General features: G+C 38.2%; 20 protein-coding genes. 9 read left to right on the top strand and 11 right to left on the bottom strand.

The features are described 5' to 3' along the window. Positions 1-15: 15 nt before the first annotated feature. Genes TLET_RS04400 through TLET_RS04415 form a run of 4 tightly spaced genes read left to right on the top strand, consistent with a single transcriptional unit; the run spans position 16 to position 2,859 of the window. A complete protein-coding gene (locus TLET_RS04400; RefSeq protein ID WP_012002907.1) occupies positions 16-741 on the top strand; it encodes a basic amino acid ABC transporter substrate-binding protein in 726 nt (241 codons plus the stop codon). A gap of 59 nt (positions 742-800) precedes the next feature. Next, on the top strand, positions 801-1,439 hold the full coding sequence (locus tag TLET_RS04405; RefSeq protein WP_228369049.1) for an amino acid ABC transporter permease: 639 nt from the start codon (positions 801-803) through the stop codon (positions 1,437-1,439). Beyond that, a complete protein-coding gene (locus TLET_RS04410) occupies positions 1,436-2,191 on the top strand; it encodes an amino acid ABC transporter ATP-binding protein (RefSeq protein ID WP_012002909.1) in 756 nt (251 codons plus the stop codon). The genes TLET_RS04405 and TLET_RS04410 overlap by 4 nt, the downstream gene beginning before the upstream one ends. Beyond that, a complete protein-coding gene (locus TLET_RS04415; RefSeq protein WP_012002910.1) occupies positions 2,188-2,859 on the top strand; it encodes an amino acid ABC transporter permease in 672 nt (223 codons plus the stop codon). The genes TLET_RS04410 and TLET_RS04415 overlap by 4 nt, the downstream gene beginning before the upstream one ends. 1 nt (position 2,860) lies before the next feature. On the opposite strand, the gene TLET_RS04420 is transcribed toward TLET_RS04415, so the two are convergent. The 8 genes from TLET_RS04420 to TLET_RS04455 form a co-directional block, all read right to left on the bottom strand. Continuing rightward, positions 2,861-3,310 carry a hypothetical protein gene (locus TLET_RS04420; protein WP_012002911.1) on the bottom strand — a complete coding sequence of 150 codons (450 nt, stop codon included), beginning with the start codon at positions 3,308-3,310 and terminating at the stop codon, positions 2,861-2,863. 14 nt (positions 3,311-3,324) lie between these two features. After that, positions 3,325-4,437, bottom strand: coding sequence for an NADH:ubiquinone reductase (Na(+)-transporting) subunit F (locus TLET_RS04425; protein WP_012002912.1), 1,113 nt, complete (start codon positions 4,435-4,437; stop codon positions 3,325-3,327). A 10-nt stretch (positions 4,438-4,447) separates the two neighbouring features. Beyond that, positions 4,448-5,035, bottom strand: a complete 588-nt coding sequence (locus tag TLET_RS04430; RefSeq protein ID WP_012002913.1) for an NADH:ubiquinone reductase (Na(+)-transporting) subunit E — start codon at positions 5,033-5,035, stop codon at positions 4,448-4,450. Continuing rightward, on the bottom strand, positions 5,032-5,637 hold the full coding sequence (locus tag TLET_RS04435; RefSeq protein ID WP_012002914.1) for an Rnf-Nqr domain containing protein: 606 nt from the start codon (positions 5,635-5,637) through the stop codon (positions 5,032-5,034). Before TLET_RS04435 ends, TLET_RS04430 begins: the two co-directional genes overlap by 4 nt. Continuing rightward, entirely contained in the window at positions 5,634-6,242 is a 609-nt protein-coding gene (locus TLET_RS04440; protein ID WP_012002915.1) for an FMN-binding protein, read from the bottom strand. The genes TLET_RS04435 and TLET_RS04440 overlap by 4 nt, the downstream gene beginning before the upstream one ends. Beyond that, positions 6,239-7,117: an RnfABCDGE type electron transport complex subunit D gene (locus TLET_RS04445; RefSeq protein WP_012002916.1), complete on the bottom strand. Its 879-nt coding sequence runs from the start codon at positions 7,115-7,117 to the stop codon at positions 6,239-6,241. The genes TLET_RS04440 and TLET_RS04445 overlap by 4 nt, the downstream gene beginning before the upstream one ends. Before the next feature lie 100 nt (positions 7,118-7,217). Next, a complete protein-coding gene (locus tag TLET_RS04450; protein ID WP_012002917.1) occupies positions 7,218-8,765 on the bottom strand; it encodes a bifunctional UDP-sugar hydrolase/5'-nucleotidase in 1,548 nt (515 codons plus the stop codon). Positions 8,766-8,895: 130 nt separating this feature from the next. Next, positions 8,896-10,131 carry a patatin-like phospholipase family protein gene (locus TLET_RS04455; RefSeq protein WP_012002918.1) on the bottom strand — a complete coding sequence of 412 codons (1,236 nt, stop codon included), beginning with the start codon at positions 10,129-10,131 and terminating at the stop codon, positions 8,896-8,898. Between the two features lie 77 nt (positions 10,132-10,208). Here TLET_RS04455 and panD point away from each other — a divergent pair, with 77 nt between their 5' ends. Next, positions 10,209-10,559 carry an aspartate 1-decarboxylase gene (gene panD, locus TLET_RS04460; RefSeq protein WP_095206316.1) on the top strand — a complete coding sequence of 117 codons (351 nt, stop codon included), beginning with the start codon at positions 10,209-10,211 and terminating at the stop codon, positions 10,557-10,559. 337 nt (positions 10,560-10,896) lie between these two features. Then, entirely contained in the window at positions 10,897-11,142 is a 246-nt protein-coding gene (locus TLET_RS04465) for a hypothetical protein (RefSeq protein ID WP_038051277.1), read from the top strand. Between the two features lie 22 nt (positions 11,143-11,164). On the opposite strand, the gene gndA is transcribed toward TLET_RS04465, so the two are convergent. Both gndA and TLET_RS04475 read right to left on the bottom strand, forming a co-directional pair. After that, positions 11,165-12,568, bottom strand: coding sequence for an NADP-dependent phosphogluconate dehydrogenase (gene gndA, locus TLET_RS04470; RefSeq protein ID WP_012002921.1), 1,404 nt, complete (start codon positions 12,566-12,568; stop codon positions 11,165-11,167). Beyond that, a complete protein-coding gene (locus tag TLET_RS04475) occupies positions 12,565-14,232 on the bottom strand; it encodes a DUF4910 domain-containing protein (RefSeq protein WP_012002922.1) in 1,668 nt (555 codons plus the stop codon). The genes gndA and TLET_RS04475 overlap by 4 nt, the downstream gene beginning before the upstream one ends. Before the next feature lie 148 nt (positions 14,233-14,380). On the opposite strand from TLET_RS04475, the gene TLET_RS04480 reads away from it, so the two are divergent. Further along, the gene (locus TLET_RS04480; protein ID WP_028843273.1) at positions 14,381-14,983 is read left to right on the top strand and encodes a hypothetical protein; all 603 of its coding nucleotides are present in this window, start codon (positions 14,381-14,383) and stop codon (positions 14,981-14,983) included. Between the two features lie 66 nt (positions 14,984-15,049). Here the strand turns inward: TLET_RS04480 and TLET_RS04485 are convergent, their stop codons facing one another. Continuing rightward, a complete protein-coding gene (locus TLET_RS04485) occupies positions 15,050-15,958 on the bottom strand; it encodes an AEC family transporter (protein ID WP_012002924.1) in 909 nt (302 codons plus the stop codon). A 100-nt stretch (positions 15,959-16,058) separates the two neighbouring features. Between TLET_RS04485 and TLET_RS04490 the strand changes: the two genes are divergently transcribed. Both TLET_RS04490 and TLET_RS04495 read left to right on the top strand, forming a co-directional pair. Next, positions 16,059-17,099 (top strand): DUF362 domain-containing protein, encoded by a 1,041-nt coding sequence (locus TLET_RS04490; protein ID WP_012002925.1) that lies wholly within the window; start codon positions 16,059-16,061, stop codon positions 17,097-17,099. 10 nt (positions 17,100-17,109) lie between these two features. Continuing rightward, a complete protein-coding gene (locus TLET_RS04495) occupies positions 17,110-18,315 on the top strand; it encodes an adenosylhomocysteinase (protein WP_012002926.1) in 1,206 nt (401 codons plus the stop codon). The last annotated feature ends 5 nt before the right edge of the window (positions 18,316-18,320 follow it).

The following is an 18,320-nucleotide window of genomic DNA, read 5'->3' on the forward strand; positions in this document are numbered from 1 at the left end:
AAGGAGGGGGAATAGATGAAATTTACACGTGCGATGTTTCTTATATTAATTTTGCTTTCTGCCATGACTTTTTCCAGGACTATAACTGTTGGTACCAGTGCAGATTTTCCACCTTTTGAGTACATCGAGAATGGTCAATTTGTTGGGTTTGACATGGATCTAATGCGGGAAATTGCAAAAATCGCCGGATTTGATCTGAAATTTGTTGATATGAGTTTCGATTCGCTCATTCCTGCACTCCGTGCCGGTCAGGTTGATGTAGTCGCGGCTGCAATGACAATTACTGACGAACGGAAGCAGGTGGTAGATTTTTCAATTCCATACTGGACAGCAGATCAAAGTGTGATTGTTAAATCGGAAAGTCCTCTAACTATTACCGTTCTCTTTAGCAAAGGAAAGATCGGAGTTCAGACTGGTACAACAGGTGATTTGTGGTGTACAGACAATCTGGTCAGTACAGGTATGCTCCCTGAAAAAAATTTGAAACGATATGACACCTTTGTACTTGCTCTAAGCGACTTGTTAAATGGAAATATAGATGCGATTGTCCTTGACTCGCCGGTTGCAAATAGATTTGCTGCTACAAAACCCGTCAGAGTTGTTGGAATAATAACAACAGGTGAGCAGTACGGCGTGGCTGTTAGAAAAGGGGAAAAAGAATTGCTTGAAAAAATAAACAATGCTATAAAGGTTCTTAACGAATCTGGAAAAATGTCCGAGCTTATTGATAAATATTTCTGAGCTGAGTGGGGGGTTAAACCGTAGACAAATTTGTACTGGTCATTTATTCTCTGCCTTATCTGTTTCGGGGCACACTGGTTACCATAGAGTTGACTGTTCTTGGACTGGCGGTCGGCTTGATCGTAGCAGTACCTGTGAGTTTTTCACAGATTTATGGTAACCGTGCTGCCCGCCTGTTAAGTTCTTTTTATGAAAAGATTTTGAGAAGTATACCGCTTTTAGTTTTACTCATGCTGATCTTCTATGGATTACCAGAAATAGGCATAAGACTTGACCCATTTCTGGCGTGTGTACTTGGGCTTGGTTTAAGAAGCTCGGCTTACCAATCCCAAATATTCAGAGGAGCTATATTATCAGTTGGCAAAGGTCAGACTCTCGCGGCCATGTCTATTGGAATGACAAAGATTCAGATTTTCAGATATATTGTCTTTCCGCAGGCACTTCGTTTTTCCATAGCTCCATGGACAAATGAACTCACCATAGTACTTAAAGATTCTTCCATGGCGTATGCACTTGGTGTAGTGGAACTTTTAAGACAGGGAAGCTATATTATTTCCACTACTTATGAGCCGATGGTAATCTTCATTACCTGCGCTGTAATATATTTGATCATGACATTGTTGGCCAATAGAGTTATGATGTTTCTTGAAAGGAAACTTCAAGTACCCGGTTTTGAAATCAAGGAGGTTTCGCGTTGAACAATATTGTCCTGAAGGTGGAAAACCTTAAAAAGAGTTACGGAAAAAACGAGATCCTTAAAGGGGTGTCACTTGAGGTTAAAAAGGGAGAAACTAAAGTTATAATAGGACCAAGTGGTACAGGAAAAAGTACTCTTCTTGGTTGTATAAACAGATTGGTGGAACCAGACTCAGGAAAAGTGTATCTTGATGATGAAGAGATAACATCTCATAATATTCATAAAATGAGGCAAAAAATAGGATATGTTTTTCAGGATTTTAATCTTTTCAACCATCTTACGGTTCTTGATAATGTCAGAATAGGTTTGGTGAAGGTGCAGAAGATTCCCAAGGAGGAAGCTACGAAGATTGCGATGGAACAACTTGGAAAAGTAGGTCTTTTGGAAAAAGTAAATTTGTATCCAGCACAGCTTTCTGGAGGGCAAAAACAACGTGTAGCGATAGCAAGAGCTCTTGCTATGAGACCAAGGCTGATTCTTTTTGATGAACCGACCTCGGCGCTTGATCCAGAACTGATCGGTGAGGTTCTTTCTGTTATGACAGATCTTGCTAAATCTGGAATGACCATGCTCGTTGTTACGCACGAACTTGGCTTTGCTCGGACTGTTGCTGACGAAATAATATTTATGGAAAACGGAGTTATAGTTGAACATGGACCGACCAATCTTATATTTACAAATCCTCAGAAAGAAAGGACAAGACAATTTTTAAGAAAACTGAGTGAACTTTACGGAGAGGAAAAAACAAAATGAGCTTCTGGGAAATTGCGATTTTTTCTCTTCCAAAGTTACTCAATGGCCTTGTTACAACTTTATATATGACATTATTTGCTGCGATAACAGGATTTATCATGGGAATCATTTTGTGCGTGGGTCGTATCTATGGAAGAAAAATAATCAGATTTATTTGCGCAGGTTTTATAGAACTAATTCGCGGTACGCCAATGCTTGTTCAATTATTTATCCTTTACTATGGTCTACCAGTCTACGGAATAAGGCTCACTCCTTTAATGGCGGCTTTAATTGGGTTTTGTATAAACAGTTCTGCTTATCAGGCAGAATATATTCGCGGAGCCATACAGTCAATCGGGTCAGGACAAATGGTTGCTGCTCTATCAATAGGAATGACAAAATGGCAGGCTGTGAGGTTAATAATCCTGCCCCAGGCATTGAGGAGAGTTATACCCGCATGGACTAATGAGTTCATATATTTGCTGAAATATACATCGATGGCTTATATAATAGGAGCACCAGAGATGATGGCTCAGGCAAAATTTATTGCAAGCAGAAATTTTGAATTTTTCAAAGTATATCTCCTTACTGCTTTTATTTATATAGCTCTGGTGTGGCTGGCAACAGTTCTTTTCTCAAAACTTGAAAAAAGATTGCAGATTCCCGGTACTGTGGTTGGAGAAAGGTAGATCAGGACAAAAGTTCTTTTAAAATCTGTGGCTCTATTCTAAAAAATGATCCCCTTCCCTGCAGAAAATGGTGTTTTTCAAAAAGATGTATAGAAAGATCACTAAGCGTTAATTGAAGATTACTGCCGATTTTTTTAATAACAACCACCCTTTTCCTGAAAATACCATCTTTAAATGGGCATGGGATAAATCCTCTCGCTTCGTAAAGCTGAACCTCCCATTTGTTTCTTACAATCACAGATTCTCCAAGGCCCTTCAAAGCTTCATTCATCATTTCTTTCATCCATCTGGAAACTTCTTCAAAGCTCAGGTTAAATCTGGCCATCAAGTTTTCATCGGTTTGAATTATATCCGCAAGATTTCTACTATCTTCTCCCAGAAAACCCATAGAGCTTATAACACCTGGTTGCATGTTTTTTTGAGCTTCGATGTATTCAGGAGGCATTTTCATAACCTCACCCCTTATTATGCAAATTTGTCGTAATATATTTTTCCTTCCGGAATGTTGTTTTTTTTCATAACATCAACGCAGGCATTAATCATTCCCGGACTTCCACACAGATAGCCCTCCAAAGGTCTCGATTTATCAATTTTATCTTTCATATATTTGTCCAAAACCTCTGTTATCAGACCTACATCTTTATTCCATTGATCATCAGGGGCTGGATTTGAAAGTGCTGGTACAAAATGAAATTTATCCCATTTGCCTTCCAGATCCTCGAAAATTTCAACATAAAAGAGATCTTTTAACGATTTCGCACCAAAAAAATACCAGATTTCTCTGTTATTTATATTTTTTTCATATAGATCAAAGATTATAGATTTTATCGGTGCCATTCCGGACCCACCAGCTACACAAATCATGGTTGCATCTGTGTCTCGAACGTAGAACTCACCGAAAGGCCCGGTTATCTCAACCTGCTCGCCTTCTTTCATGTATTTATGAACATAAGTTGTCGCAATGCCCCCGGGAACCAATCTTATTAAAAGTTCTATTCTATCTTTCTGGCTTGGAACGGAAGATATAGAATAAGCTCTTTGTGTTGTCTGTGTTATTTTCTCATAAGGTGGAATCGAAAGTTGTATATATTGACCAGCCTTAAAATCGATAGATGGTGGATCTATCAATTTCAGTGTGAGTTCTTTTATATCGTATGTTACATTTCTTATTTTCTCGACAATGGCTTTGAATTTCTTTGCAAACAACAATTCCTCTGGTATTTCTATTTCAATATCTTTTTTCACTTTTATTTGACACGATAACCTTATGTTCTCTCTAATCTGTTCTTTCGTCATGTAAGGTGTTTCTGTTGGCAAATAAGGTCCTACATCTGAAAGTACCTTTACTTTGCAAACACCACAACTTCCTCTCCCCCCACATGCCGATGGTATGTATATCTGTTGTGAGGCCAGTGTAAAAAGTAATGGCGCTCCTCCTTTAACAGTAAGGGTTTTTTTCCTGTTTATGGTTATTTTCACATCACCGTAATTGTTGACAATGCTATCCAATATTACGATAACAGAAGCAAGCAATGAGCTTACCAGGGCAATTATGAGTGGAGCTGTTAAAACATGCATTTACTTCACCTCACTGAACTTTTATCATTCCGGAAAAACCCATGAATGCCATAGCCATTATGCCTATTGTTATAAAAGTCAGCCCGTTACCTTTCAAGCCTGCTGGTGCTGGTGCATTGTCTGTTTTTTTCCTTATTGCTGCCAGCAAAACTATTGCGAGCCACCATCCCAAGCCCGAACCCAATCCGTAGAACAGAGACTGGATTAGCGTGTATTCTCTTATTTGCATGAACAAAGTTACACCGAGTATTGCACAATTCACTGTTATCAAAGGTAGAAAGATCCCCAGGTTCAAGTACAAAGTCGGAGAAATTCTATCTATGATCATTTCCATTATCTGGACCACAGCAGCTATAACAATTATGAAGATAATATATCTGAGATACTCCAGTTCAAAAGGTACAATTATGTAATGATAAACGAACCAGTTGATCACAGTTGTGACAGTCATGACAAAACTAACAGCCATTCCTAAACCGTTTGAGGATTTCAAATCTTTGGATATTGATATGTAAGAGCACATACCGAGGAAATTCGTCAAAAGAATGTTGCTTGTAAAAATTGAAGCAAAAAGCAAAGTGATGGGATCAACAGTCATTTTTTCTCCCCACCCTTCAAAACAGCTGACTTAAAAATCCACATCAGGATTGCAACCACAAAAAATGCACTTGGGGCCATTACCATTATGGTCACTGGCACAAAATTAGCCGGCATAACTTTTAGATCAAAAATAGTTCCAAAACCGAGCAATTCACGTACAAAAGCTACGATTATTAGTACAAATGTATACCCAAGCCCGGCAGTTAGACCATCCAAAAAAGAAATAAGAGGAGTGTTTGATTGAGCAAAAGCTTCTGTTCTGCCCATTATGATGCAGTTAGTTATTATCAAGCCAACATATGGTCCCAGAGCTTTGCTCACCTCTGGAAGGTATGCCCTCAAGATAATATCAACAATAATCACATAAAATGAAATGATAAGCGTTTCCATCATCATTCTGATTTTGCGCGGAATATAATCTTTTATCAATGAAACAGTGAGATTGGAAAAACCTGTTACCAATGTCACACCTATAGCCATTATCAGGGTATTTCTAAGGTTATTTGTTACAGCGAGCGTTGAACATATGCCAAGTATCTGAACAAGTATCTGGTTTTCAGTTAAAATATTTCTCTTTGTTATTTCAAAAACTCTGTTCACTGTTTCACCCCCAGGATAACCCTCAATTTCTCGAGATATTCGTTGATGATTTTCTCGACAGCCTTGGATGTTTGCGTTGCACCTGTTATGGCATCCACCTTACCGTTCTCGTGATTTTCATCTGCCTGCCCGATGGCTGTTACTGTTATTCTGCCATCGATCAATTTTTCAGATTTAAATTGTTCTTTGAACCAGTTTTCCTCTATTCTTCCACCAAGTCCGGGAGTTTCATTTTGAGATATAAAATCCACTCCTGCTATTCTCTCTACATTTTCATCTGTAGCTACAAAGCCTGAGATTGTACTCCACAGCCCATTACCTGTAAAAATAATTCCATAGAGTTTTTTTCCTTCAACTACCGTAGAGTAGATATTTACACCATCTATTTTTTGAATTAAAACATTCTTTTTGAATATGTTTAGAGCTTCTATATCGTTTTTATATTCGATTCCAAATCCATTCAAAATGGCTTTTATAGTGAACAAGCGTTGATTTTGACTAACTCGCTCACTCGTGGCAGAATTCAAAAAAGATAACACGAAGACAAAAACAAATGTAACAACGAAGGTGAATGTTATTGTATACAACTTACTCTCTTTTTTCATACCTTCACCTTCTTTTTTGCCATCAGTTCATCAAGCAAGGAAGCAGATGTGTTTCCAAGTAAGACAGCAAAACTTGTACCTTCAGAGAAAAGCGAAAAGGTCCTTATTAAAACACTACAGATACCTATGATTACCCCATATATCCATTGAGAAGATGTTTTTTTGGGAGCTGAAACGGGATCTGTTGCCATAAAAACAGTTACAAAGAGAAAACTTCCAGAAAGTAGCATGGGTAAAGCTGGTGGCCCGAGATGAAAAATATCAAACAGTAATGTCAGCAGGGTTGCCGAACCAAAAGTTGATACCATTATTCTCCAGCTTGCGGTTTTTGTGATAATAAGATATACTGCTGCCAGCACGATAAGTATTATGCTACTTTCGCCTATAGATCCCGATCTAAAACCAAAGAAGAGTTCCTCTATATTGAGTTTTTGTCCTGATCTAAGTAAATCTAACGGCGTTGCAGATGTAAAAACATCTGCTTTCGGTATTATCCACTTTGTAGTCATCTGAATAGGAAAAGATATATAAACAAACAACCTTCCAACAATTGCCGGGTTGAAGACATTTCTGCCGAACCCCCCGTAAACTTCTTTCGCAAAAAAAACGCCGAAGAACGCGGCAATAACAGCAATCCACCAAGGAGTGAGAGGAGGTAATGACAAACTTAACAGTGCGCAGGTAACCAGCACGGCTTCACTTACAGGTTTTTTCTTCCGGCTTTCCATTATATATTCTGTAAATATGCCACTAATAAAAACCAGAAGGCTCAACCAGATGGTTCTTAAACCATACAGATAAATCGAAAAAACATAGATAGGTATCAGGGAATACAAAACACGCCTCATCATCGGTTGTTTCTGAAACAGAGGCATTTATTATCCCTCCGGGTTTTATTATACTATTGTTTCTCAAAGGATACAAAATGAAATAAAAAAACGGGGATATAATCCCCGTTTTGAGCAAAAATTGCATTTACTCTCTGATGTATCTCGGATTTGAATCGTAATCTTCTATAAGACCGTTTAATGCTGTTTGTATGTATTCTACAACGATACTGTCCATTCTGAAACCTGTATCATATCCAGGCAGATCCTTGAGCATTGTATATCCATCTCCACCCTGAGCCATGTAATTGTTGGTAACCACTGTATAGATTTTTTCTGGAATAATTGGTTCATTATTTATCTTTGCTTCCACTACCTTTCCAGCAACACTCTTCCACGTTAAACCTGAGGTGTGCAGAAAGGCACCCTGACCTTCCTTTATTGTTGCAGCATAATTGAGTACTTCCATAATCTCTTTGCCGGTCATTTTGATCACATACAGAGTATTTCCAAATGGTAACACTGTTAGTACATCTCTTATGGTTATTTTTCCAGATTTTATTGATGCTCTTATGCCGCCGCCGTTAGTCAGAGCCACATCTGCTCTTGTCTTCCAAGCCATTGCATCGCAGATCAGATTCGAAAGATTTGTGTCTCGTGCCCTGACGTTGGTTCTTTCACCATCGAGAATGATCTTTGTTTCACCAATAACTGCATCTAATTTTTCACTTCCAAGCGATTTGAAATAACTCAGAACTGTTCTTACGTAAAAGTTTTCCGTATACGGTTTTTCGGCGTATTCATAGATATCTTTTCCTGAATCGTCTTTGCCTTTGTAGATTTTCAAATTAACTGGTATGGGTCTCCAGTTCCATGAAACGATTTTCCCGTCCTGAATTTCCAGATCAAGCCTTCCAACATATTTACCCCATTCCCAGGCCTGAACAACGATGGTATTATTTACTATCTGAGCTTCATCAAATTTTGTATGACTGTGACCATCAACGATTACATCTATTCCGCTCACCATTTGAGCCAATTCTCTGCTTGTTGTTTTGCCTTCTCCCTGTGGTTCCCAACCGAGATGGACTAATGCGATCACTACGTCGGCCTTTGATCTGAGCTCCGGTACAAGTTTCTTACTTGTTTCGATGGCATTCGAAAAAGTTGCACCATTTAAGTGAATGGGTTCTAATATAGCTGTTTCTTCTGTGGTAAGTCCGAAGATAGCAACTTTCAGATTTTCAAAATCTTTGATTATGTAAGGTTCCTGCTTGATTATTTCTTCTGGATCAGCAAAATTTGCACAAACAAATGGAAATGAAGCAAGCTTCATCTGCTTGGCAAGTGTTGTTTTCGGTTTGTCAAATTCATGATTTCCAAATGTTGCTGCATCGAGTTTCATCATATTCAGAGCAACAATATCAGGCGCTGCATCAAGCTGATCAGATTCAGGAACCCCTGTGTTCAGATCGCCGGCATGAAGGAAAAGGACATGTCCGCCCTGAGATTCAACTTCTTTTCGAACTTCCTCTACAATGGTAGCAATTGCTGCAAAACCACCTATATCAGGATTGCCGCTTTCGCTAAAGGTCCATGCGTGGCCGTGAGTATCGTTGATGTGCAAAATGGTTAGTCTTGTGGCAAAGCCAAAACAAACGATCACGAGAAGCAAAAGAGCCAGGAACTTTCTCACCTTAAAAACCCCCTTTCTGATAATAAAAAAGCTGACATCATTATCCTAAGGAACTCTGGCAAAAATATTGTACAAAATTTCAAAAAATTCTTAAAGACATGTATTCTGGTGAAAATGGCAACATTTCAAATCAAGGTAAAAAATTCTCATCAAATTTCTTGTGACCGTTTATGTATATGAATCTTAGAAAATCGACAAGCCTTTTATATTTAGCCTGATACATAATTGACTGAATCAAACCTGCTGGTAATTGAGATTGACAAATTGATTCGAGTAATTCCTGCGTTGTGTATGTTTTGAGCCTTTCTATTTTCAGAAATTTTGCAACATCTTCAAGTACTTTGAGACAGATCGTGTTCGGATTATCGGATACTGATAAAGTTTCGAGTCGTAATCTTGGCAATATGTATTGACTGTACTGAACTTCTGGCTTCTCTGATACAGGAATACCAACACCCAATAAAGAGGCAGCTATATCTCTTTTAACAGGGTCAAGATTTTTAAACAGAAATCCAATTATATCTGTATTATCTGCTATGTAATAATTTTCACCGTAGAGTTTTCCAAAATGCGCGAGAGTATCCAGATAACCTTCAAGGAGATATTTTCTGGAAATTTCTGGATCGAAAGTAAGTATAGTTGCAAAATGCTCCCGGGGTCTTATGTATTCTATTTTCCCTCTGTCCATGAATATTCTTATATATTCGAGTATATCGGCTACGCCAACAGTGCCAATGTCAACAACAATTATGTTTTCATATCCTTTATCTATTGCCATTTTAAGTGGTATATTGCTGTAAACACCACCGTCAATGAACAACCTGCCACCTATTTCTTCTCGTTTAAAGAGAGGGAAATTTGCACTTGATAAGATATAATCAGCCAGCATTCCATCAGGTATTTCTTCTATGTAAAGCATGTATGGCTTTAGTTCAGACACAGAGTAGGCAACTAAACCATAGTGAACCTTTGAATTCCTGATTTTTTCTTCTGGAAGCAATGCCTTCAATTTTTCGCGCAATGGCGAGATATCAATACCTTTCTCGCTTATCAACTTTCTTGTGGCATCGATAGCCTCGGGAATACTTAAATCGGCGAATTTGCCGCTGATCAACTTTTTAACGCTTTCTGGTATATTCATTATGTCTCCAAAAGTCAATTCGAGCCAGCTTTTTTCAGCAAATTCATAATCCCCTATGCTAATCATTGCTCCATTGATAGCTCCGACAGAAGTGCCATAGACTGCGTCAATCTCAATCCTGAGCTCATTAAGAGCTTTCCAAACTCCTATTTGGTAAGCACCCCTTCCTCCACCACCAGATAAAATCAATGCGACACTTGTGGCTGCAGCTATAAAAGTTGACATTAACATCACCAGATTTATTATACTAAAATTGATTCATCAGCGTGATACTGATATAATCAATCTTTGGAGGGATAAATGTGATGCGATTTATGCTTAAATCGAAGCTTCATATGGCATGCGTAACCGATAAGAATATAAATTATGAGGGAAGTATTGAGATAGATGAGGAGCTCATGAATATTGTTGACCTGAAAGAAAATGAACTTGTGCTGATAGCTGATTTAAACAATGGGCAGCGTTTCGAAACTTATGTCATAAAAGGAAAACCTGGAAGCGGGACCATATCATTGAATGGAGCAGCTGCTCGTCTGGTTGAGAAAGGTGATAGAATAATCGTAATGAGCTTTGGTATATTTAATGATGGTGAATACTCAGGTCCAAAAGTGGCTATATTAAATGAGAAAAATCAGGTCATTCATTTAAAGTAACACATTGTAGATAATAAGAAAACCCCTGTCAGATTTGTTGTGTTATCATCAAGACGAAATTTAGCTAAAAAAGGTATTTATCCAGGTTGTTTGTAGAAGAATAATACTTGCCTTGGGCGCTTATATCATTAAAGGTGACCAGATTATCTATTTGCACAGATTTATAAATCTTGGAGCTGGCCAGTTTGCAATCGTGCAAACGGTTTATAAAAATCGAGCAGAAAAGATTGAGCACACAACTTTATATTAATTAGGATAGAATAAAAACTGTTAGTGATATAGATTGGTAAGAGATAGGGAGGTGGCAAATTTGGAAAAAGTCCCAATAAAAACTGTTATGGCTATTCTGGTCGATAACAGAAAAGAAACGGCCGAAAGAGTTCAGAAAATTCTAACGGCCTGGGGGTGTTTGATCAAAACCCGACTCGGATTGCATGATGGTGTTCTGGATAACTGTTCGGATGCTGGTTTGATAATTCTTGAATTAGTTGGAAGTTCCGAACAGCACAAAGAGTTGTGCGAGAAACTAAATAAGATGCCGGGAGTAAAAGCAGATTATATGGAATTATCTTTTGATAGTTAAATAAAAGCCCCCCAGGGGGCTTTTATTCCAGAGGTTGCCATTCTACATGGAAAATGCCTTCTTCATCAGTTCTTTCAAATGTATGGGCTCCAAAGAAGTCGCGTTGCGCTTGAATTAGATTAGCTGGCAAATGAGATTCTGTCAGACTGAATATATAATCCAGCGTTGAATTTAGCAAAAAGGTAGGTATACCAGATCTTCTTGACAGTTCTGTCACCCTGATAACAGATTTAATTTTGTCTTTGATAAAGTTCATTGCCTTTTCGCTGAAAAGAAGATTGATGTTTTGTGGATTTTCTTTAAGAATATCTTTGATGAAATCAAGCATCTTTGCTCTGATTATGCATCCACCTTTCCAGATTCTCAGTATCTCGAGTAAATTTATTTTATAATTGTGGGCTATAGAAGCTTCATGAATTAACCAGAGGCCCTGCGAAAAAGACGAGAACATCGAAAGTTCGAGGGATTTTTCTAAGTCGCTTATCAATGATCTATCACCAGCAATTCTGTTTTTTTCACCAAACAAATTTGAAAGAATCTCCCTCTCTTTTTTGAAATGGGAAAGAGCCCTTGCAACAACTGCCAGATTCAAGGATGGAGTTGGAATGCCGAGATCAAAGGCTGCCTGTGCGGTCCATTTTCCCGTTCCTTTCTGCTCTGCTTTGTCAAGAATCAGTTCAACAAGAGGTTTTTGGGTCTGTTCGTCAATATGCTGCATAATTTTGTAAGTTATTTCTACAAGAAAAGAAGACAATTTACCTTCATTCCACTGGTGAAAAATCAGACCTATCTCATTGCTCTTCATACCCAGAATCTTTCTCATTATGTCATAAATTTCTGCTATTGATTGCATTATGGCGTATTCAATTCCATTATGAACCATCTTTACAAAGTGGCCTGCTGAGCCATCACCTATATAACTGCAGCAAGGTCCATCTTCTGTCTTTGCCGAAATTTTCAAAAGCATTTCTTCAACCATTTGATAAGCTTTCAGACTTCCACCAGGCATTATTGATGGCCCATGTAAGGCACCATATTCTCCACCTGAAACTCCCATTCCGAGATACAGGATGCCTTTATGTGAAAGTTTTTCAAGCCTTCTGTCTGTATCATTATAATGTGAGTTACCTGCATCAATCAGCAAATCACCTTCCTGCAGGTAAGGTAGAAGCTCCTGAATTATCTCATCGACAGGGTTTCCTGCTTTTACCATCAAGATGATCTTTCTCGGTCTTGAAAGCGATTTGACAAAATTTTGGACATCGTAGTATGGTGTTATCTTTTCACCTTTTACTCTTTCTTCGATAAATTTTTTCGTTTTTTCGGCTGTTCTGTTGTAAACAGAAACCGAGTATCCATTTCTAACAATATTCAGAGCAAGATTTTGACCCATTACTGCAAGTCCAATAAGGCCTATATCATTCATTCTATCGCCTCCAATCTATCTTCATTCCCAGTTATTTTACTCTCTGGTTGTTTATAAATGAGTCCCTCTTTTATCAGTAGATTTAAAATTTCTATGACTTCTTCTGGGTCCACAGATAAGTAAGTTGATGTAAAAGAAACAGATGCATCGAAATCACCGGTGAATCGCACAGCCATATTTAATACCTCGGCAAGATCCACGATATATTCTTTATCTGGGACTCCTTCTGCTTTGCCAAGCCATTCGTATCCAAGAGGGCCATTGTTCGAAGTTTTTAATCTGATTTTCGATGGAGCTGGTTTAGCTTTTAAACCGTGAGCTTTTTTCACAGCAGATATTATTGCATCTGAGCCAGGAGTTTTTTTGATTTTCGTCAGAAATCCTTTGACCCTCCCTTTCGTTATTTCTGTAATATCTTTTGGAATGTCATGGGCAAGCGATATAGTTCTGAAAACAGCTTCTGCAATCCATTTGAACATTGCTGGGTCACATTTATCAGGAGTGTCTTCATTTGTGTGATAATATCTGTCTGGCCATTGACCTATGAATGGCGCTGGAATCCCATAACTCTGAAACACAACATGGTCAGACCCCGATTTAAAAGGTGATCTAAAAAACTTTTTTCTTAAAAGACCGATTTTATTCGGTTCACAAGATAGAAGCGATTGATATAGAAGTTCGTCAAAATATGTATTTAACAGTGGGATTGTTTCGTGAAATATCAGCGCCGAACCTGTTTTATCCTGTGCCTCACCTATCATATCGAGGTTGATAACGAAATCATATTTATTCTCAGCAACATACGGTAAAGTTCCATAGAATTCTGGCAATAGTAAAATATCAACGCCTGCGTTTACCCTGTTTTGAGCCAGCAAATTACACAGATGCAATGCAAGAGCAGCACCTGAAGCATTGTCATTTGCCCCTGGACTCGGGTGACATAGATGTGCTACAACAGCTATCTTAGGGAATCTTTCGGGAGAAAAACTAATTCTCATAACATGAACAAAACCTTTTTCAAGGTGGCTATCAATCATCAATCTCACCTTGAAATTCTTGTTTGCAAGTTCTCTGAGTAATTTATATTGATTGTATGTTAGAGAAAAACCGAAGGCACCATATTGTGATGTTTCAAAAGTGTGGGGCAAAGACAGATAATTTATAGTATCTGGCATTTTTTCCGGAGCCCTTCCAATTGATTCATCCTGAGCTCTCATGAAATAAACAAGAAGGCACTTTGCCCCGAGTTCTTTCACGTATTTTTTGAATGCCATATTTGGATTTTGATCTGTGACTACCGCCCTGGAGGAAAAATCTCCTTTGTAATTTTCATCAACAATTTCCAGTACTTGCCAACCATTAGTTGGATTGCTTCCAAATAGTACAGAAGTTTTACACGCTTTGAAAGAATTTATAAATGTCCTTGGCGTGTCTATCCAAAGTTCGCCATTCTGTATTTCCCACACCATTGTTGTCTCAAAATTACCATATTTCACGTCCCCAGAAGCATACTCTATAACCTGGATAGATTTTTCAGGTATTCCCCAATTTAGAAGCATTTCTTTTATTTTTGCTAAAAGTGATCTGTATTCCCGGCTTCCTCGAACTCTATGATAGGAAGATATGAACCTCATAATTTCAAATGTCTCTTGTTCATTAAGCATAATAATCTCCTCCAGAATAGATTGTATGACTTGTGGACGATATTTTTTGAAAAAAGGTATTTATTAGAGTTTTCTTAAAAAGTAGAACATAAAACATTCATTTCAGGACAATTATATTGGAAGCAAAAATTTTATGGAGGTGATCTGTGTGAAAAAAGTATTTTTAGTGACATTGACAGTAGTTTTAGTGGCGACCCTTAGTTTTGCAGGAGCATTTGGAGCAGGTTTTGGTTTGAGAAATTCAACACATAAGCAAGTCATTTACACAGAGCTTATTAAAGCTCTTGATTTAACAGAAGACCAGGCGCAGCAGTTGTTGAATGCTATTTCTGAAACGAAAGCTCAGCTGGAAGCGCTTGAGAGTGAGTATGAAGCTTTGCTTGAAAAATCGAAAGCCCTGTCACTCAACGAATTTTCAGCAGAAAGAAAAAGCCTTGATGAAAAAAGAATCGATATTTTGCAGGAATTTCAGACAAAGGTTGAGAACCTGATTACTGTAGGGCAGCTTGAGAATTTGAAAGATTACATCAATAACAATGCCAATCAATACAGACAACAGATTCAGGGAAGATATCAACAGATATCTCCAGCTAAAGGGCGAATGCCAGCCGAAGACATGCCAAGAATGGGACGCGGCGATTTATATGGAAGATTCGGTAATGTTAGATTTGGATTTTCTGGTTCGTTCGTTGGATTGGGAATATTGCTTGACGATGATTTCGAGGCAGCGTTAAAAACATATTTAGGATGACTCACCTCCCACCCCCTCGAATGGCGCCGGTGAAAACCGGCGCTTTTTCATCTAAAACGAGAAAAATCAGAGAATGATCATCAAAAGCAAAGGTAAAGTTATCAACGATAATGCAGTTGAAAGCACAACTCCCTGAGAAGCAAGTTTATAATCCCTGTTAAACATTCGTGCAAAGATAGCTGTGTTTACGCCAGATGGCATACCGCTCATCACTATAGGTATTGCTTTAATAGTTGAAGACAATTCGACCGAAAATAATATTATGACCATTAAAAGAGGTCCAGCAATCAATTTCATTAAAGACGCCATATATAACTCTTTGTTTTTTACTGTTGAAGAAAACTTCGCATCTGCAAGAAAAGCACCTATCACGAACATTGCAAGCGGGACAGTCGTATTGCCTATCATTTCCAGAGTGGTTTTTACTGTGGATGGTAAATCTATGTTCAGAAAAAATATTACTACGCCAAGCAAAGTGGCCAGAAGTCCGGGATTGAGTAGTAATTTTGTTATGCTTACTCTGTCCTTTGACATTAATTTAACTCCGAGAGTCCATGTAAGTATGTTGAACCATATGTTAAAAAAAGCTGCGTAAAAGACGCCTATTTCTCCGAATGCAATACTCATTATCGGATATCCAAGATATCCTACATTACCAAAAATTATCATGTAGAGATAGACACCTTTGCTGTCATCGTTTATTTTTCTCACTTTGACAAAAATAAAAGCAATAATTGAGAGTATGGCATACATAAGCCCGCCTAGCAGGAAAATGATCAATCCGTTTAAAGCAAGCTCTCTGGTAAAATCTCTGTCCATAGATGCAAGAACCATTGCAGGCAATGTCACATAAATTATTAGATTTGTTGCACCCTGGGTGAATCCATCATTTATCAATTTTATTTTTCTAATAAAAAATCCCAGACCAATTAAAAGAAATATGATGAAAATTTGATTGGCAACCGTTTGAGCCAATACACCACCTCCAATCTCTGAAAGTATCATACCTTATAAAGATGGTGATTGTGAACCTTAACACAATTCGAGTAGAATATTAAAAAAGGAGTGAAACCATTTGAAGGTTTATTTCAGACAATGTGAGAGCTATGATCGTGTTGAGAAAGTTCTTCTCCCACTACTCGCAAAATATTCTCACATCTTTGAAAAAGGAGACAGGGTTTTGGTGAAACCAAATTTACTTTCTGCAAGAGAACCCAACGAAGGTGTGACGACTCATCCAGAAGTTTTGAAAACTATTTTAAAGTTTTTAATATCACTTGAGACCAGGCCCTTTGTTGGTGATAGCCCAGCTTCAGGTTCTTTTAAAAAAGTAATCGCTCATACTGGAATCAGTCAGATATGTGAAAAACTCTCTGTTCCTATAGTTGAATTGGACGATCCTGTCGAAGTAGATGGGGAAATTTATAAGAAGATAAAAATCAGCTCTAAGGTCTTCCAGGCAGACAAAGTAGTTAATGTTGCAAAACTGAAAACCCACTCTCAGATGATATTTACTATGGGCGTGAAAAACACTTTTGGATGTGTTCCGGGATTTGAGAAATCTGGCTGGCATATTAGATGTGCACATAATGAAAATTTTGCCTCATTGTTAGTGGACATACATTTATTGGTAAAGCCAGTTTTGACTATTCTGGATGGTATTATTGGTATGGAAGGCAATGGTCCTGCTAATGGAAAGCTGAAGCAGTTTAATATGCTTGTCGTTGGTGAAAATGCTTTTGCTGTTGATCATGCCGTCTGCAAAAGAATTGGTGTTAATCCTGAGATAGTTTTCGTGTTGAAAGAGGCTATTAAAAGAAACCTTATTCCTGATTATGAAATAGATGGTAATTGGTCTGACACAATAAAACTTCCTGTTACTGCTGAAACATTACCTGTGCCTGGAATGCTTAAAAATCTGGCAAGAAAAATTATTCGTGTACCAAAAATATCCAAAAAGCGGTGTGTTCAATGTAGAATATGTGAAGAAAGATGTCCAGCGAAAGCCATTGATATATCGAATTATTTTATAAGTTACAATAAGTGTATCAGGTGTTATGTATGTCATGAGGTGTGTCCACGTGGGGCAATAGACCTGATTAGAAAGTTTTTGTGAGGTGATAGTAGTGATTTCCGGACATAAAAAAATAGATTGGGCAAAGAGATTTATGCCTTTACTAAATTTGATTGAGAGTGAATATTCCCAGCAGAAACCTTTGAAGGATTTTACGGTGGGTATGTCCATACATTTAGAAGCGAAAACAGCATGTCTTGCGATAACTCTTAGAAATCTTGGCGCAAAGGTTGTCATTACTGGCAGTAATCCACTAAGCACACAGGATGATGTGGCAGAGGCCCTCAAAGAGCATGAGATCATGGTTTTCGCAAAACATACAAAAGATGAGGATGTTTATTTCAGGGGAATTGTCTCTGTTCTTGAACAAAATCCAGATTTGATACTGGACGACGGAGCAGATTTAACAATCACAGCTCATACGAAAATCCCATCCGCACTTAAAAATTTAAAGGGTATAACAGAAGAAACGACAACGGGAGTGAGAAGAATCAAAGCTTTGAAATCGCAAGGAAAATTGAAAATTCCAGTTATAGCGGTCAATGAAGCTCTTATGAAACATCTATTTGACAATCGTTATGGCACAGGTCAATCCACGTGGGACAGCGTAATGAGAAATACAAATCTTCTGGTTTCAGGAAAAACAGTTGTTGTTGCTGGCTACGGATGGTGTGGAAGGGGCATAGCATTCAGGGCACGAGGACTGGGGGCTCGTGTTATCGTGACAGAAATAGATCCAATAAAAGCTATTGAAGCCATTATGGATGGTTTTGAGGTTATGAGGATGAAAGAAGCCGCTGAGCATGGAGATTTTTTCATCTGCGCTACGGGAAACACATCTGTTATATCTGTAGAAGAATTTCTCAGAATGAAAAATGGAGCTGTTCTGTCAAATGCAGGACACTTCAATGTTGAAGTAGATGTCAAAGCACTTGAGCGACTAGCAACACAAAAATTTGAAGCAAGAGAGAATGTTACTGGTTATATTTTACCCAATGGTAAGACTATTTTTTTGCTGGCTGAGGGAAGACTGGTTAATCTTGCTGCTGCAGATGGCCACCCAGTAGAAATAATGGATCTTTCATTTGCTGTGCAGACACTTTCCTTGATATACCTTTCGCAAACTTCTTTGCAACCAGAGGTTTATCCGGTACCTGCAGAAATAGATTACAGAGTCGCAGAAATGAAACTGAAAACACTCGGTGTAAAAATCGATGAGCTGTCAATCGAGCAGCGGAGATATCTGGAAAGCTTCTGAGGGGG

Source organism: Pseudothermotoga lettingae TMO, from assembly GCF_000017865.1.
Taxonomy (GTDB): Bacteria; Thermotogota; Thermotogae; order Thermotogales; family DSM-5069; genus Pseudothermotoga_B; species Pseudothermotoga_B elfii.

Excerpts from the sequence above, each read along its gene's own strand:
- TLET_RS04400 (WP_012002907.1), top strand. The coding sequence starts at position 16 with ATGAAATTTACACGTGCGATGTTTCTTATATTAATTTTGCTTTCTGCC.
- TLET_RS04415 (WP_012002910.1), top strand. The coding sequence starts at position 2,188 with ATGAGCTTCTGGGAAATTGCGATTTTTTCTCTTCCAAAGTTACTCAAT.
- TLET_RS04420 (WP_012002911.1), bottom strand. The coding sequence starts at position 3,310 with ATGAAAATGCCTCCTGAATACATCGAAGCTCAAAAAAACATGCAACCA.
- TLET_RS04425 (WP_012002912.1), bottom strand. The coding sequence starts at position 4,437 with ATGCATGTTTTAACAGCTCCACTCATAATTGCCCTGGTAAGCTCATTG.
- TLET_RS04430 (WP_012002913.1), bottom strand. The coding sequence starts at position 5,035 with ATGACTGTTGATCCCATCACTTTGCTTTTTGCTTCAATTTTTACAAGC.
- TLET_RS04440 (WP_012002915.1), bottom strand. The coding sequence starts at position 6,242 with ATGAAAAAAGAGAGTAAGTTGTATACAATAACATTCACCTTCGTTGTT.
- TLET_RS04445 (WP_012002916.1), bottom strand. The coding sequence starts at position 7,117 with ATGCCTCTGTTTCAGAAACAACCGATGATGAGGCGTGTTTTGTATTCC.
- TLET_RS04455 (WP_012002918.1), bottom strand. The coding sequence starts at position 10,131 with ATGTCAACTTTTATAGCTGCAGCCACAAGTGTCGCATTGATTTTATCT.
- TLET_RS04465 (WP_038051277.1), top strand. The coding sequence starts at position 10,897 with ATGGCTATTCTGGTCGATAACAGAAAAGAAACGGCCGAAAGAGTTCAG.
- gndA (WP_012002921.1), bottom strand. The coding sequence starts at position 12,568 with ATGAATGATATAGGCCTTATTGGACTTGCAGTAATGGGTCAAAATCTT.
- TLET_RS04475 (WP_012002922.1), bottom strand. The coding sequence starts at position 14,232 with ATGCTTAATGAACAAGAGACATTTGAAATTATGAGGTTCATATCTTCC.